The 15,477-nt window shown below is 29.6% G+C and carries 12 protein-coding genes; 3 read left to right on the top strand and 9 right to left on the bottom strand.

The window, feature by feature from the left end; genetic code table 11:
• Positions 1-50: 50 nt before the first annotated feature.
• The 8 genes from CLFE_RS02860 to cls form a co-directional block, all read right to left on the bottom strand.
• On the bottom strand, positions 51-2,225 hold the full coding sequence (locus CLFE_RS02860; RefSeq protein ID WP_077893331.1) for an alpha-galactosidase: 2,175 nt from the start codon (positions 2,223-2,225) through the stop codon (positions 51-53).
• 87 nt (positions 2,226-2,312) lie between these two features.
• The gene (locus tag CLFE_RS02855; protein ID WP_250944718.1) at positions 2,313-3,188 is read right to left on the bottom strand and encodes a tetratricopeptide repeat protein; all 876 of its coding nucleotides are present in this window, start codon (positions 3,186-3,188) and stop codon (positions 2,313-2,315) included.
• Between the two features lie 55 nt (positions 3,189-3,243).
• The gene (locus CLFE_RS02850; protein ID WP_077893329.1) at positions 3,244-5,025 is read right to left on the bottom strand and encodes a tetratricopeptide repeat-containing glycosyltransferase family 2 protein; all 1,782 of its coding nucleotides are present in this window, start codon (positions 5,023-5,025) and stop codon (positions 3,244-3,246) included.
• 96 nt (positions 5,026-5,121) lie between these two features.
• Positions 5,122-6,279: a hypothetical protein gene (locus CLFE_RS02845; RefSeq protein WP_077893328.1), complete on the bottom strand. Its 1,158-nt coding sequence runs from the start codon at positions 6,277-6,279 to the stop codon at positions 5,122-5,124.
• Positions 6,280-6,439: 160 nt separating this feature from the next.
• Complete coding sequence (locus CLFE_RS02840; RefSeq protein ID WP_207651380.1) at positions 6,440-7,756, bottom strand: nucleotide sugar dehydrogenase; 1,317 nt, start codon at positions 7,754-7,756, stop codon at positions 6,440-6,442.
• Between the two features lie 112 nt (positions 7,757-7,868).
• Positions 7,869-8,468, bottom strand: coding sequence for a nitroreductase family protein (locus tag CLFE_RS02835; RefSeq protein ID WP_077893326.1), 600 nt, complete (start codon positions 8,466-8,468; stop codon positions 7,869-7,871).
• A 152-nt stretch (positions 8,469-8,620) separates the two neighbouring features.
• The gene (gene htpG, locus CLFE_RS02830; protein ID WP_077893325.1) at positions 8,621-10,495 is read right to left on the bottom strand and encodes a molecular chaperone HtpG; all 1,875 of its coding nucleotides are present in this window, start codon (positions 10,493-10,495) and stop codon (positions 8,621-8,623) included.
• A gap of 196 nt (positions 10,496-10,691) precedes the next feature.
• Positions 10,692-12,224, bottom strand: a complete 1,533-nt coding sequence (gene cls, locus CLFE_RS02825; RefSeq protein WP_077893324.1) for a cardiolipin synthase — start codon at positions 12,222-12,224, stop codon at positions 10,692-10,694.
• A 218-nt stretch (positions 12,225-12,442) separates the two neighbouring features.
• Between cls and CLFE_RS02820 the strand changes: the two genes are divergently transcribed.
• The 3 genes from CLFE_RS02820 to CLFE_RS02810 all read left to right on the top strand — a co-directional run bounded on the left by CLFE_RS02820 (position 12,443) and on the right by CLFE_RS02810 (position 14,732).
• The gene (locus CLFE_RS02820; protein ID WP_432706064.1) at positions 12,443-13,579 is read left to right on the top strand and encodes an amidase domain-containing protein; all 1,137 of its coding nucleotides are present in this window, start codon (positions 12,443-12,445) and stop codon (positions 13,577-13,579) included.
• Between the two features lie 107 nt (positions 13,580-13,686).
• On the top strand, positions 13,687-14,163 hold the full coding sequence (locus CLFE_RS02815) for a DUF3237 domain-containing protein (RefSeq protein ID WP_077893322.1): 477 nt from the start codon (positions 13,687-13,689) through the stop codon (positions 14,161-14,163).
• An 80-nt stretch (positions 14,164-14,243) separates the two neighbouring features.
• Entirely contained in the window at positions 14,244-14,732 is a 489-nt protein-coding gene (locus CLFE_RS02810) for a GNAT family N-acetyltransferase (protein ID WP_242951606.1), read from the top strand.
• 22 nt (positions 14,733-14,754) lie between these two features.
• Here the strand turns inward: CLFE_RS02810 and CLFE_RS02805 are convergent, their stop codons facing one another.
• A complete protein-coding gene (locus tag CLFE_RS02805; RefSeq protein WP_077893321.1) occupies positions 14,755-15,327 on the bottom strand; it encodes a chorismate pyruvate-lyase family protein in 573 nt (190 codons plus the stop codon).
• Between the last annotated feature and the right edge of the window lie 150 nt (positions 15,328-15,477).

The raw sequence follows: 15,477 nt of genomic DNA, 5'->3' as shown, positions 1-15,477 counted from the left end.
CATCCTGATATATAGTATTCATATACAATAGAAAATGTACTACCTTAAGTTTAATTTTTTTCTGATTTTAGTCTATACATTAAACTTTCAAAATCCTTTTTAAACTTTGGAATAATAATTCCTCGATACATGAGTTCCTCTCCACTAAAAACTGCATTAAGTTCTTTTATTCTATAGCTTAAATTTTCGTTAAGTCCCTTAAATCTAACTCTTCTTTCAACTATATTAGGTTTTAAAAGAACATTAAAATAAAAGAATATAGCCTCAGTTTTATCCTCATTAACAAATATCCATGAAGCTTCGGGTTTATCGAATGGACTTAAAATTCTGTAAAAATCCCCAAACTGAATTAGGTTTCTTATGTTCTTGTACTTATCCACTTGATTTTTAACTTCCTTCTTTTCTTCTTCCGTAAGTTTAGTAAGATCAAGCTCATATCCAAAATTTCCAGACATAGCCGCATTTCCTCTTGTCATCAAATCTTCTATTCTTCCAACCTGATGATTAGGACAAGCAGATACATGAGCTCCCATTGTAATTGCTGGATATACTATACTAGTTCCATACTGAATTTTCAATCTTTCAATAGCATCTGTACAATCGCTTGTCCATGTTTGTGGCATATAAAAGAGCATACCAGGATCAAACCTTGCTCCACCTGATGAGCAACTTTCAAACAATACATCTGGAAATTCCTTTGTGAGCTCATACATAACTCTATAAAGTCCAAGTACATATCTGTGTGCAACTTCTCTTTGTCTCTCTATTGGAAGCTTTTCAGATCCAAGTTCAGTTATAGACCTATTCATATCCCATTTCACATATGCAATTGGTGCACTTTTAAGCACCTTGGAAATCATCCTAAATACATGTACACACACGTCTTCTCTTGATAAATCAAGTACCAGTTGATTTCTTTCATATCTTCCAGCTGAACGCTTTCTGTTTGGAACATGCATGCAGTAATCAGGGTGCTGCCTATATAAATCGCTGTCTTCAGAAATCATTTCAGGTTCAACCCATAAACCAAAATATACTCCCATTTTATTTATACTTTTAGCTAATGAATTAAGTCCACTTGGTAATTTTCTTTTGTCCTCAATCCAATCTCCCAGAGAAGAATTATCGGCATTCCTCTTTTTAAACCAACCGTCATCAAGTACAAAAAGTTCTAATCCTAGTTTTCCAGCTTCCTGTGCTATGTTCTTTATTTTTTCTTCGGTAAAATCAAAATAAGTTGCTTCCCAATTATTTACTAAAACTGGTCTTTCTTTATCTCTATATACTCCTCTACACAATCTTTTTCTATATAATCGATGATAAGTTCTTGACATATCTCCAAGACCTTTTTCTGAATACACAATAACTACTTCAGGCAAAGTAAGACTCTCATTTTTCTCTAGCAACCACGAAAAAGTAAATGGATTTATACCAATAGAAACTCTAGCTTTAAAATGCTGATCCACCTCTACCTCTGCTAAAAAATTACCACTATAGACAAAACTAAAGCCGTATACTTCTCCATTCTCTTCATCACAATTTTTACTCATAAGTGCTATAAACGGATTTTGTTGATGGCTACTTACTCCTCTACTACTTTCCACTACTTGACTTCCCTGGACAAGGGATCTTTTTAATACACTTCTTTCTCTACACCATGCCCCTGAAAGCTGAAGCATATCATAATCCGCATTATCAAAATCTATGTTCATACTCATTGCCTTCAGAAGCTTTATATTTTGCTCCCCGTTATTTATAAACCTAACCGAACGAGTTATAACATTATGATCTCTAAAAACTGTATATAGAAGACTTACTTTTAATTTTAAAATAGAATCTTCTAACACTACTTCTAGCGTATCTGCCTCGCTATCCTCCTCGACATAAACAGCTGGAAGCCCCTTGAGCTCAGGCTTACCTTTATATATTTTATGTGAAACATATTCTAAATTACTTATAGCTGTTCCATTTTCAGCTTCAACCTGATAAGCAGGCTTTCTAAAATCCCCTGTTCCATATTCTGGGTATTCGTTTTTCATTACATCTAGTGGAATATTTTCAGCACTTAAATTTAAACTCTCTTCCATATCATAGTTAAGTTCTTTAATCCTTTTGCCAAAATATATGTTTCCTAATTTTCCATTTTGAAACACACCAATTACATAACTTAACCCTTTTGCTTTAAGATGAAATATTTTTTTATCTTTATTAAATTCTATTGACATCATAATCACCCCTATACATATTATAATTGAATATGCTGTAAAAAAATACAAAAGCTACTTTAAAATCAAACTTTTTTAAAGTAGCTTTTATATTAATTTTCCTAGAATTTTTATAACTTTAGCACTAACTTCTCCTTCATTTTTTAGATATCTTACTACCTCTTCTTTAGCCTCTGATATATATCCATGTACTAAATATAATTCTGCTAATTGTAAGCTTATTTCTTTATAATTAATTTCTATTGCAAACTGTCTCATTTTATTAAAATATATGAGTTCTTTAACTTGAAGTAATATATCTAATATTTCAAAAATTGATGATACATAATCTTTATCATTTCCATATATACTTTCATCTTTAATTTTATTGATAGCATTATAAAAATTTATATATGCCTCTAATTTTTTTCTATTATAAATACTAAGCTTTTTATAATCATATCCATCTAATGTTCTAAAGGCTAAACTATAATCTTTTAATAACATACAACAAAGAGCCTTATACATCTTGATTTTAAAAGAGTACAAATAGTTTTGTGGAAAGCTATCTATATAATCCTCACACTTAACATATCTTTTAGACTTCAATAGGCTTTTTATCTTTAAAAGTTCAATACTATATGAAGTTCTATTTTTCTTTAAGCTTTCATCTATAAGGTTGAGGACAATTTCGTAATTGCCCTCAATATAAAATATGTCTACTAACATTAATTGGTCTACTTTAGTTTCATATGCTATTTTTAAAATATCGTCTATTAGTACCTTTTTAAGATTTAATACGTGAATCATAAAATAATAATTGATATAATTAGGTTTGATTCTTACTGCATTTTCTATACACCTATATGCTTCATCATAATCCTTGAAATTCATATATACTTTAGTTAATTCTAAAAGCGCTTTATCTGCAATTTCCGCTTCCAACTTAACAGATTTTTCAAAACACTTAATAGCTTTTCCCATAAAATTTGTTCTTTTGTATATAACTCCCTTATCATAATAAGATAGAGGCATTTTATCACCTCAATATATCTAAAATTTCATTGTCAAATAACTCAAATTCCTTTATTGACCTTAACGCTTCTTTTTTTGCCAGACTTTTAAAACCATATTTATAATATAATTTGGAAAGCCTTAAAAGTACACTTTCATCACTTATTAGATTAAATAAATTTAGTGCCTTTTCAAATTGATCAAATAACTTATTTACAAGCAATATTTCACAAATATCAAATATAAAATCAGTATACGCTGTATCTTTCTTGTCCTCTGAAATAATCTCTGTTTCTTTATTCATGAATAACTTTACAAATTGAGTATATACTTGAAACTCTTTTTTATCGTATTCTTTAAGCTCTTTTCCCTCAAAAAGATTTAATTCATTTTTTGCAGTTTCGAGTTTTTCTTCTAGCACATAGCTTAAAACTTTATACATATGAGAATTAAAATACAGAATACTATCCTCTGTAAAATAATTAGCTTCTATACACTCTTTGAATTTACCAGTTTTCATCATAACTTTAAGTTTTATATCTAATATCTGCTCACTACTAAATCCACTATTTTCACATTTTTCGGCATATTCAAGTGCCTCATTAAAATATCCTTCATTATAAAAAATATTAGCTATAAAAAAATATGCTGTTGGATAATCAGAAAATAGTCCTTCAATTTTATTTTTAAACTCCTCTATAGGCACGTTCTTTTCTTTTAGTATATGTCCTATAATATATACAGGCTCTACAAAATCGCTTTTGCTATTTATAGTTTTAATACAATAATTATATGCCTCATCATAATCCTTTAAAGTTAAATATATTTTAGCTATTTCATATGAAGCTTTAAAACTCCAACTCCCATAATATAGCTTCAAATTTGAAGGTGGCTCTCCAATTTCAAGACAGGTTTTTAATTCTTTTATTGCAAGTGTAAGTCTATTAGTATCTTCATATGCAAAAGCCTTTAAAAAATATATATCTGTAGCTCTTGGATAGTACTTGCTCCCAATATTAGCAAACTCAATTGCTTTATCATATTCACCAAGAGTGTAATTAGTAAGTATTAATCTTGTCATAAGAACAAATCCAAAACCGGAGGATGGATTAAAAGCTTCATATGCTTTATTGTAATGTTCTAATGCTTTTTTAAAATCACCTATAACATAATATTCATTTCCAATATTAAAATGTGCAAACCTATCTTGTGGATCCTTTTCAAGCTGCTTCTTTAAAAGTGGTATATTTCTTCCTCTTTTATCCTTTTCTTTCGAAACCGCATTTAAGTATCCATAATGATATATTCTTATATTGTACACTACACTTTCTATTACATTTTCAGTATTAACTAACTGATTATGAACAATTCCCTCATACCTATACCCATAATTATTTTTAAATAATCTTGGATTTAAATTAACACTTATATTATTGCTGTCTATAAATTCACCACAATAACTTAAAGTTTCAAAATAATATAGACAATTTTCTTTTAAGTTGCTACTAACGAGTTCCTTAAATCTTTCTTTATCTTCTTTAGAGAATTCGTCATCACCATCCATTACAAGTATCCAATCCTTGGTAACATATTTTAGAGATTCATTCCTAGCATCACTAAAACTGTTATTCCATTTAAAATAATGAATATCAGCTCCAAACTTTTTAGCTATTTCAACTGTATTATCAGTAGATCCTGTGTCTACTATGATCATCTCATCTACAAGATCCTTAACACTATCTAAACATTGAAATAAGTATTTCCCTTCATTCTTTACTATCATACACAGACTTATTTCATTTTTCATAAAATCACTCCATAACATAAATAGATGACAAACCTAAATTTTATATCACTTGGGCTTGTCATCTTAAGATTTAAATTAAATAATATCTGTCATAAATTAGTTTTTAGCGTTAAATACAACTTGTACTGTTGGAATTGTTGTACTGCTTGAGACCAAATTAACTGCAGCATACTTTTGATACTTGGATTTATCTAAAACCACTGGCTTTGTTATATCTGAGGTTATAGTTCCTATTTCAACATCCAAATAAGGAGGATATTGATCTCTGCTAAGTGTACTTGGAACAACAGATATTCTTGCAGTCAAGGTTGCAGTAACATTTGATATTTTCTTGATATACCATCCTGTAGATGAATATTGAGAGATATCAACAAATTTAGTATAGGTTGCTGTATTTGAAACTGCTATATTTTGAACTGTTGAATATACTCCACTTCCAATTATTTTGCTGTTAACATCCCCTGTTATTGTTCCAACTACTCCAAGTTTAGTTATTGTTCCTACACCTGCTATCTTCGTTACTGTAGCTACTGCTCCTACTGTTGTTACTTTATTAACTGTATCTAATACACTTACTGTCCCTACTTTGCTTAATGTCCCTAGAATTCCTAGCTTACTTACTGTAGCTACTGCTCCTACTCCTGCTACCTTTGTTACTGTTGCTACTGCTCCTACTGTTGTTACTTTGTTTACTGTGTCTAATACACTTACTGTTCCTACTTTACTTAATGTCCCTAAAATCCCCAGCTTACTTACTGTAGCTACTGCTCCCACTGTTGTTACTTTGTTTACTGTGTCTAATATACTTATTGTTCCTATTTTGTTTAATGTCCCTAAAATTCCTAACTTACTTACTGTGGCTACTGCTCCTACTCCTGTTACCTTTGTTACTGTCGCTACCGCTCCTACTGTTGTTACTTTGTTTACTGTGTCTAATACACTTACAGTTCCTATTTTATTTAATGTCCCTAAAATTCCTAGCTTACTTACTGTAGCTACTGCTCCTACTCCTGTTACCTTTGTTACTGTGGCTACTGCTCCTACTGTTGTTACTTTGTTTACTGTGTCTAATACACTTATTGTCCCTACTAACGCTACTTTATTAACTGTGCCTACCCTATTAATTGTTCCAACCTTTGTTAATAATTCTCCTGAAGTATCTACTTTTACTGGTTGATAATTAGTACCATCAAATCCAAATATCGATGACTTTAACTGGCTTGCTGCATCTTGAAATACTATATTATTTGCCAACGTTTCTCACTCCTCATTTTTTATACAAAAATACATTTAAAAATCGAACTTATACATGGTTATGCATAAGTTTTAATCGAATATCATTTTATTTTGGGCTTGTTTATAAATACTAAGCTACATTTATATTATATGGAAGTACATTAATTTAGTGATTATTTTATAAAAGCTCTATATTATCCCTATCCTTTAGGTCTTTTGTGGCATTTCTCACATCGAAGATAAAATTAGAATTTTTCTGTATAAAATCATAATCGTATTTACTATGCTCTGTGGTTATAACTACTAAATCATAGTCTCCTAACTTTTCTTTAGTAATATCTAAACCATAATATTCTTTACCTTTATATTTATAAACTGATATATATGGATCATAAAAAGACACTTCTGCCCCTTGTAATTTTAAATTTTCTATTATTCTAATAGCCGGACTTTCTCTATAATCATCTATATCCTTTTTATAAGCTATTCCTAGAACTAATATTTTCGAATCTCTTAATGGTTTATTAAATCTGTTTAATATGGCCGCTATTCTCTCTACAATATACTTGCTCATATAATTATTTATTTCTCCAGAAATCTCTATAAAGCGAGTATGATAATTATATTCTCTAGCTTTCCAGGTTAAATAATATGGATCAAGCGGTATACAGTGTCCCCCAAGTCCTGGTCCTGGATAAAAAGCCTGAAATCCATATGGCTTAGTTTTGGCAGCTTCTATAACTTCCCAAACATTTATATTCATCTTATTACATATAATGGCCATCTCATTTATAAGTCCTATATTAATGTTTCTGTACGTGTTTTCAAGTATTTTTTCCATTTCTGCAACCTTGGGACTTGAAACTTCATGCACATTTACTTCTAATATATTTTTATAAAATTCTGCTGCTAATTTTGTGCTTTTCTTTTGTATACCACCTACCACCTTAGGTACATTTTCAGTCTTATACTTTATATTACCTGGATCAACTCTCTCAGGTGAGAAGGCCAAATAAAAATCCTCCTCACACTTTAATGAAGCTTCTTTTTCTAATATTGGTAGTATAAGTTCTTCTGTAGTACCCGGATAGGTTGTACTTTCAAGTATCACCATCATATTTTTATGCAGATATTTTCCTATAACTTCAACCGAATTTTTTACATAGCTTATATCTGGCTGTTGATATTTATCTAAAGGTGTTGGTACACATATTAAAACAATATCAACATTTTTTATAAATTGAAAATTTGAAGTTGCCTTAAGTCTTCCACTTAAAACCATATCCTTTAAAACATCATTTAAAATATCTTTTATATAATTTTCACCATTATTTATCTTGTTTACTTTTTTATTATTAACCTCAAAGCCTATAACTTTGTATCCTTTAACTGCACTTTGAACAGCAAGTGGAAGTCCAACATATCCTAATCCTACTACACCCACAACGGCTGTTTTATTTTCTATCTTTTTAATTAAACTTTCTTGCTTCAATATAACCACTTCCAAAATTTTAATATTGGCTGCACCTTATACATAATATGTATTTTTAAATAAATTGTTATTATAACAAAAGAAACAGGATTATTAGTCCTGTTTCTTTGATCCCTTATTTAAAAATTTTAACTTTTCCTTCTACTGGTACATATTCTTTATCTCCTGGAGCCGCTGTAGGCTTTCCAAAGGGCATTTCAGCTATAAGCTTCCAACTGCTAGGTATATTCCATTCTTCTTTTACTGCATCATCAATAAGTGGATTATAATGCTGAAGGGTAGCTCCGAGTCCTTCTAAGGAGAGTGCGTTCCACACATTTATTTGAAGCATCCCTGATGATTGCTCAGACCAAATAGGAAAATTACTTTTGTATAATGGAAATTGTTCTTGAAGACCCTTTACTATATTTTGATCTTCAAAATATAGTATTGTTCCATATCCACTTTTAAATGAATTTATTTTTTCTTCTGTAGTACTAAAGCTGTTTTCTGGTACTATTTTTTTAAGAACTTCTTTTGTAATATCCCAAAGTTTATCATGTTTTTGCCCAAATAAAATAACAACTCTTGAACTTTGGGAGTTAAAAGATGATGGTGTTTCTTGAACTAAGAGTTCTATTATTTCTTTTATTCTATCATCAGAAATTGTACTTTCTTTACTTATTCCATAAATACTTCTTCTTTGTTTTACTACTTGATAAAAATCCTTTTCCATCTAAATCACCTCATTTTGATTTTTCTAAACTATTATGTCCTAATACATACATCTTAATCTTATTTATAACTAATATCAAGTAATAATTATTATTGTGTGATATAAAAAAATAGAATGTGGGAAAATAGCCTCCACATTCCATCTTAATCTATCTACTTTATTAAACTTGCTACGTCATTTGCAAATTGCACTGGATCTTCTATAGGAAGTCCCTCTATTAAAAGTGCCTCATTATATAGAAGACTTGCATACTTCTTTAATTTATCTTTGTCATCTGTAAATGCAGTCTTAATAGCATTAAACATTTCATGATTTGTATTCACTTCAAGTATTTTTTCAGCTTTAACATTATTGCTATCTGGCATCATTTTAAGTACTTTTTCCATCTCAATAGACAGCTCTCCATCATTTGAAAGACAAACTGGATGAGTTTTTAATCTACTTGATGCTCTTACTTCTTTAACTTTACCATTTAAAGCTTCTTTCATAAAATCAAATAATTCTTTATTATCTTCTGTTTCTTTTTTACTTTCTTTTTCATCAGCTTCAAAGCCTAAATCCTTACTTGAAACAGATTTAAATTCTTTTTCCTTATACTTCATTAACATTTTAATTGCAAATTCATCTACATCATCTGTGAAGTATAATATTTCATATCCTTTATCTTTAACAACTTCTGTCTGCGGAAGTTTTTCAATTTTATCGTTATTTTCACCTGATGCATAGTAAATATATTTTTGATCTTCTTTCATTCTTGAAACATATTCATCAAGTGTTACAAGTTTTTTCTCTGTTGAAGAATAGAACATAAGTAAGTCTTGAAGTACTTCCTTATTACTTCCAAAATCAGAATAAACACCATATTTCAATTGTCTACCAAAACTTTCGAAGAATTTAATATAATTTTCACGATCATTTTTAGCCATTAATAGCAGTTCATTCTTAATTTTATCTTTTATTTTCTTAGCAATAAACTTAAGCTGTCTGTCATGTTGAAGAAGTTCTCTTGATATATTTAAAGATAAATCTGGAGAATCAACTAGACCTTGAACAAAGCTAAAATAATCTGGAAGTAAATCTCCACATTTTTGCATTATCATTACACCATTTGAATAAAGCTCTAACCCCTTTTCAAATTCTTTTGTGTAAAAGTCATATGGAGCACTTGCAGGAATAAATAAAAGAGTATTATAGCTTACAACACCTTCCACATTAGAATGAATGGTCTTAAGCGGCTTATCATATCCAAAGTGCTTATCTGTATAGAAATTATCATAGTCTTCTTGTTTTAATTCATTTTTATTTTTTCTCCATATTGGAACCATACTATTTAAAGTTTCATCTTCAAAATATTCTTCTGTTTCCTTATCATTGTCAGCTTTAGGTCTTGTCTTTTTAGTCATCATCTTTATTGGATATTTTATGAAATCTGAATACTTTTTAATAAGTTCTCTCAATTTATACTCATCTAAATATTCATCATACTTTTCATCTTCAGTATTTTCCTTCATCTTTAATATAATTTCAGTTCCAGGTGTATCTTTTTCACACGCTTCTATAGTATATCCTTCTACACCTTTTGAATCCCATCTATAAGCTTCATCTGCGTCAATGGAACGACTTATTACAGTAACATCTGCTGCTACCATAAAGGCTGAATAAAATCCAACTCCAAATTGACCTATTATATCCACTCCTTCTTTTGCTTCATTTTCGCTTTTAAAAGCAAAAGAACCACTTTTAGCAATAGTACCAAGATTGTTTTCTAATTCTTCTTTTGTCATTCCTATTCCTGTATCAGTAATTGTTAGAGTTTTATTATCTTTATCTGCTGCAATTCTTATGTAAAAATCATCTTTATTGAAAGTAATATTTGTGTCAACAAGCGAACGATAGTAACACTTATCAATAGCATCACTTGCATTTGATATAAGTTCTCTTAAAAATATCTCTTTATTTGTATAGATTGAGTTAATCATTAAATCGAGAAGTCTTTTAGATTCTGCCTTAAATTCTTTTACAGCCATTTTTATCATACCCCTTCACTTGATTTATATTTAAATGTCTAGATAACCAAACAAAATGCATTGTATGGTTATTGAATTATTTTACTTTGCCTTTTGTTAGCACTCTACATCATTGAGTGCTAATTTTATTTTAGCAATTATTGAGATTTTGTCAATACATTTTCCCTTATTTAACAAAAAAGTTATAAACATTTTCTTACATTAAGGGTGCAAAAATTCTTAATACAACACGCCACAAAGTACTATACCATTTAACCTTTTTTATGTCCTCTCTTGTAACCTCATAACTACTTTTTAATGTATTAATAAAATCTTTTTTTATATCATAAACACTTTGGGTCTTGTATAACCATACACCACACTCAAAATGAAGATATAAGCTCCTAAAATCCATGTTTATACTTCCAACTACACCATACTCATCATCTGAAACATATGTTTTTGAATGTATAAAGCCTGGAATATACTCATAAATTTTCACTCCGCTTTCAATAAGTATTTTGTAATACGATTTGGTAACAGCATTAACGATTTTCTTATCTGGAATACGTGGTGTGATAATTCTTACATCCACTCCTCCTTTTGCTGCTGAAGTCAATGCCATTACCAGTTCATTGCCTATTACCAAATATGGTGTTGTAATATAAACATACCTATTTGCCTTATTTATTAAGTTCATATATATAATTTCTGATACAGTTTCGTTGTCTAATGGGCTATCTGCAAAGGGCTGAACATAACCTTTTATAACTGTGTTATGCTTTTTTATTTCTGTTTTAAAATCATAAAAGTTTTCATCTATTCCCCTTAAAAAATTCCACATTGATAAAAACATAGCAGTAAAATTCCAAACTGCCTCGCCTTCAACCATAATAACAGTATCTTTCCAATATCCATACTTTTGACGTTTGTTTATATATTCATCTGCTAAATTTATACCGCCTGTAAAACCAACTATACCATCAATTACTGCAATTTTTCTATGATCACGATTATTAAACTTAAAGGATACTATTGGAAGTACAGGATTAAAGACGCAGCACTTAATGCCTATCTTCTCGAGAGTTTTGTGGTATCCATTGGGCAGCGTAAACAAACATCCCACATCATCATATATAACTCTAACCTCTACTCCCTCCTTTACTTTTCTGGTCAATATTTCAAGAACACTATCCCACATAACACCCCTACCTATAATAAAATACTCAAGAAATATATATTTTTTTGCTTTGCTAAGCTCTTCTTTTATTTTTTTAAAGGCCTCTTCCCCTGTAGAAAAATATTCAGTACTACTATTTTTATATGGAGGAAACAGTGAATAATTTTGAATATATCGTGATTGACTAGCCGCAGCTTCACTCTCAAGCCTTATATCCTTTAATACTTCTTCTTTCTTTACTACTGCAAATCTTAGCTTATCTATTATAACTGTCATTTTTCTCTTAGTTCTTCTACTTAATTTACTTCCTCCAAAAAACAAATAAAATAGACCTCCAAAAAGAGGAAAAAGAACTATAGGTACAATCCATACAATCTTATATGCTGGATTTGTATTTTTATATAATATATACAAAACCGCTACAATACTTAAGACAATATTAATTGCATAAAAGAAAATAAAGTATTGATTGAACTTTATTATCACAAAGGTTAAAACAAACAACTGCAAAAATGCAGAAATAAGTATAAACGTAACTCTATGAAATATGAATTTTAAAAAAAATTTCAATTGCTTTTCTCCCTATAATTATAAATATTTTTTTAATCAATCCTAGTATATGTACTTTTATTATAAAAATAGCCTAATTTGAATGAGTATATTATACTCCAAAATATTCATTATATTCCCCAATGTTACACATCTAATTACTCATATATTTTTTTAAAAATGGAACACTATTAATCAAGCTATGTTATAAGGAGGAGTTAACTTTGTTATTTTCCAAAATAAGCAAATTTAATTTTTTTATTCTAACGTTAATTATATTGGTGTGCTTCCCCCCGCTCAATACTTTTGCCTTTACTATAACACCTTTAGAAACAAATAAAGAACTCTTACAGACAGAAGTAGAAAAAATTTATAATATACGTTCCTCCTGTCTTGTTTCAGGAGACCCTACTCCTTTAGGTGAAAGCTTTGATACAAAAAAAAAGCTAGGAAAGTATTCGTTGGAACACGAGACTATGCGTATAAAATATTTAAAAGACTGGTCAAGTGCTCGTGGAATCCAATTTAAAAGTATAAAATCTTTTGTAAGAATAAAAAGAATCATGCCACGAGGGAATTCTATACGGCTTGCTTTAGAGGAATCCTATAAATTTGATTATATATATAAGGATGACTTAGAACCTAAATTAAATTCCTTTGGAGTAGGAATTAGACATACTACAACTTTAGTAAAACCCAACGATAAGTGGCTAATTTCTAGTGATTGGTATACAGATTGCTTTGAAGATGCACTTCAATCTTACGCCACTGATGCACAACCTTATTTATATAAACAAAATAATACGAAACCAATAATCGCTTCAATGAATTATAGAACTTATGATAGATTGAAAGCTATTGCTTATGCCGATAAATACTGTGGTGCAGCTTGGGGGAGCAGCAATGATTTCAAATATAATCCCAAATACATGGACTTTAACGGTGCTGGAGGCGACTGCACAAATTTTGTTTCTCAAGCTTTAGGTGACAAAGAGGCTGGTGGTCTTCCTCAAGATGGAACTTGGCGCTGTCCTATGGTTAAATACGGAAGAGCAACTGGAAGCAGAGCTTGGTCAAATGCAGATGGATTAAAAAATTACCTTATCTATAGTGGAAAAGGTAGCGTTATTAAAGCAGGAACTTTTAAAGAACTTACAGAAGCGTCTTCTGAGCCAGCTATATCTAAACTAGATTTTGGTGATATTGTTTGCTATGAAAAAGGAAGAGGTAATATTGACCACTTTGCTCTAGTTACTTCTTTTGATTCACATGGTTATCCCTTAGTTAATTCACATACAACAGACCGATATCATGTTCCTTGGGATTTAGGTTGGGGCGATAAAAAAATAAGGTTTTTTCTTATTAAGATGCATTAATTTTGCCATATTAGTCCTTTAGTTTATTATCTCTTATATTTTATCTATATATTATAAAGTGTTATAATTATAGATGATTGATAAAAACTAGAAGGAAGTGACCGATAATGGAAAAAGCTGAAATAAAAGAAATGGATTATGAAGAGGTATTTAGTATTACAATAACAGTTGATACACCGATTTTAATTGGTCAAGATGATATTGTTGGGAGGCGCCAACTTATTCCAATAGTTTCTGGAACAGTGAGTGGTAATGATTTTAATGGTAAAGTACTGCCTGGCGGAATTGACAGCCAAGTCATTCGCCCAGATGGAAAATGTGAACTTTCAGCAAGATATGCAATAGAATTAGACGATGGTAATAAAATTTACATTGAAAATAACGGAATTCGTACAGTCCCAGATGAATATATAGCTGCTGTAAAAAATGGTGAATTTGTTGATCCTAATGCTTATTATTTCCGTACAATTCCAACCTTTGAAACATATTCTCAAAAGTACAAATGGTTAATGAATCATATTTTTTTATGCTATGCTACTAGATTACCTGAAAACGTACTTTTAAAATTTTATAAAATTTCTTAGAACATATAAAATATATCTATTTTACTGATTCATTGAAATAGATATATTTTATTTATAAAAAAGCTTTAGAGGTGATAAATTTGGATTTAAATATAACTGAAATGGATTATAATAAAGCATTAGAAATTTCAAACTGGAATTATGAAAAACAGTTTTCTATCTATAATATGAATGGTAGTGAAGAATGCATAAAAGAGCTCCTACACGGTGACTATTTTGCTGTCCTTGATAATAAAAATAATCTTGTAGGTTACTATGGCTTTGGTGCAGCTGCTCGAGTTCCATTAGGTGAAGACTTAGGACTTTATAATGATGATATTATTACTGACATTGGCCTTGGTTTAAATCCAAATCTTTGTGGCCATGGTGTTGGTTTTGATTTTTTTAACTGTGGCTTAAACTTTGCTAAATCTAAGCTAAATGCCAAAAACTTTCGCTTAACTGTAACAACCTTTAATAAAGCTGCAATAAAAATATATTTAAAATTAGGTTTTAAAAAAGTTGTCTCATTTCCTGCAATGTCAAGTATAGGTGAAATTGAGTTTTGGATAATGACTCTAGTCGGCTAGCTAATCACATAAAATATTGTATTTAAGTTAATTGTAATTTCTTATTAGAATTGCTTATTTTAAAATATTTTAATATAGTGTCATAATGAAATACTTCACAAACGTAAAACCAACATTCTCCCTCTTTATCTATGGTGTATTGCTTCACAGGATACATATTCTTTTCTAATTTAAAATTTTGGAACAAACTTTGTAATTCATTTGATGAAAATATCTTACTACAAACATTATTTCTTATGTGATCTGTTTTACTTATCAATTTACCCAAAGGAATTTGTCCCTTCTCAAGTTGCGAATTAAGTTCATAATTTAATTTATTTACTTCTGCCACAACAACATTATTTGAAAGTACTTCACCATTGTAATACAAAGAAACAACACGAAATAAATACTGAGTATCTCTTTTAAAATAATCGTTAACCTCTTCAGGAAGCTTGCCTTTTGAAATTACGTTTTGAGAATCTACACCTACTGTTATTGTATTTCCAACTAAAGTTTCTAAAAGTCTAGTGGTAGAACCATCATTTTTTAAAATTATATCAACTAATCCACTCTCAATAACATTTTCAATATTAATTTCATTATAATTTATCATAATTAATACCCTTTCTTTTATTCATACCATTAAATTACGTTTCTATCAACAATTAATTTAAGGTATTGAAATTATATTTAAATCATAAAATAGTTTATTTTTGAGTATTAAATTTATACAGAAACTCCGTATAAATTACATTGATAGACA

It is taken from the genome of Clostridium felsineum DSM 794 (genome assembly GCF_002006355.2).
Taxonomy (GTDB): Bacteria; Bacillota; Clostridia; order Clostridiales; family Clostridiaceae; genus Clostridium_S; species Clostridium_S felsineum.
The sequence above is the reverse complement of the archived record's forward strand: the minus strand, read 5'-3'. Positions and strand labels throughout refer to the sequence as shown.

Bases quoted from the DNA above. Each gene is read 5' to 3' on its own strand.
- CLFE_RS02860 (WP_077893331.1), bottom strand. From the start codon at position 2,225: ATGTCAATAGAATTTAATAAAGATAAAAAAATATTTCATCTTAAAGCA.
- CLFE_RS02850 (WP_077893329.1), bottom strand. From the start codon at position 5,025: ATGAAAAATGAAATAAGTCTGTGTATGATAGTAAAGAATGAAGGGAAA.
- CLFE_RS02815 (WP_077893322.1), top strand. From the start codon at position 13,687: ATGGAAAAAGCTGAAATAAAAGAAATGGATTATGAAGAGGTATTTAGT.
- CLFE_RS02805 (WP_077893321.1), bottom strand. From the start codon at position 15,327: ATGATAAATTATAATGAAATTAATATTGAAAATGTTATTGAGAGTGGA.
- htpG (WP_077893325.1), bottom strand. From the start codon at position 10,495: ATGGCTGTAAAAGAATTTAAGGCAGAATCTAAAAGACTTCTCGATTTA.
- CLFE_RS02855 (WP_250944718.1), bottom strand. From the start codon at position 3,188: ATGGGAAAAGCTATTAAGTGTTTTGAAAAATCTGTTAAGTTGGAAGCG.
- CLFE_RS02835 (WP_077893326.1), bottom strand. From the start codon at position 8,468: ATGGAAAAGGATTTTTATCAAGTAGTAAAACAAAGAAGAAGTATTTAT.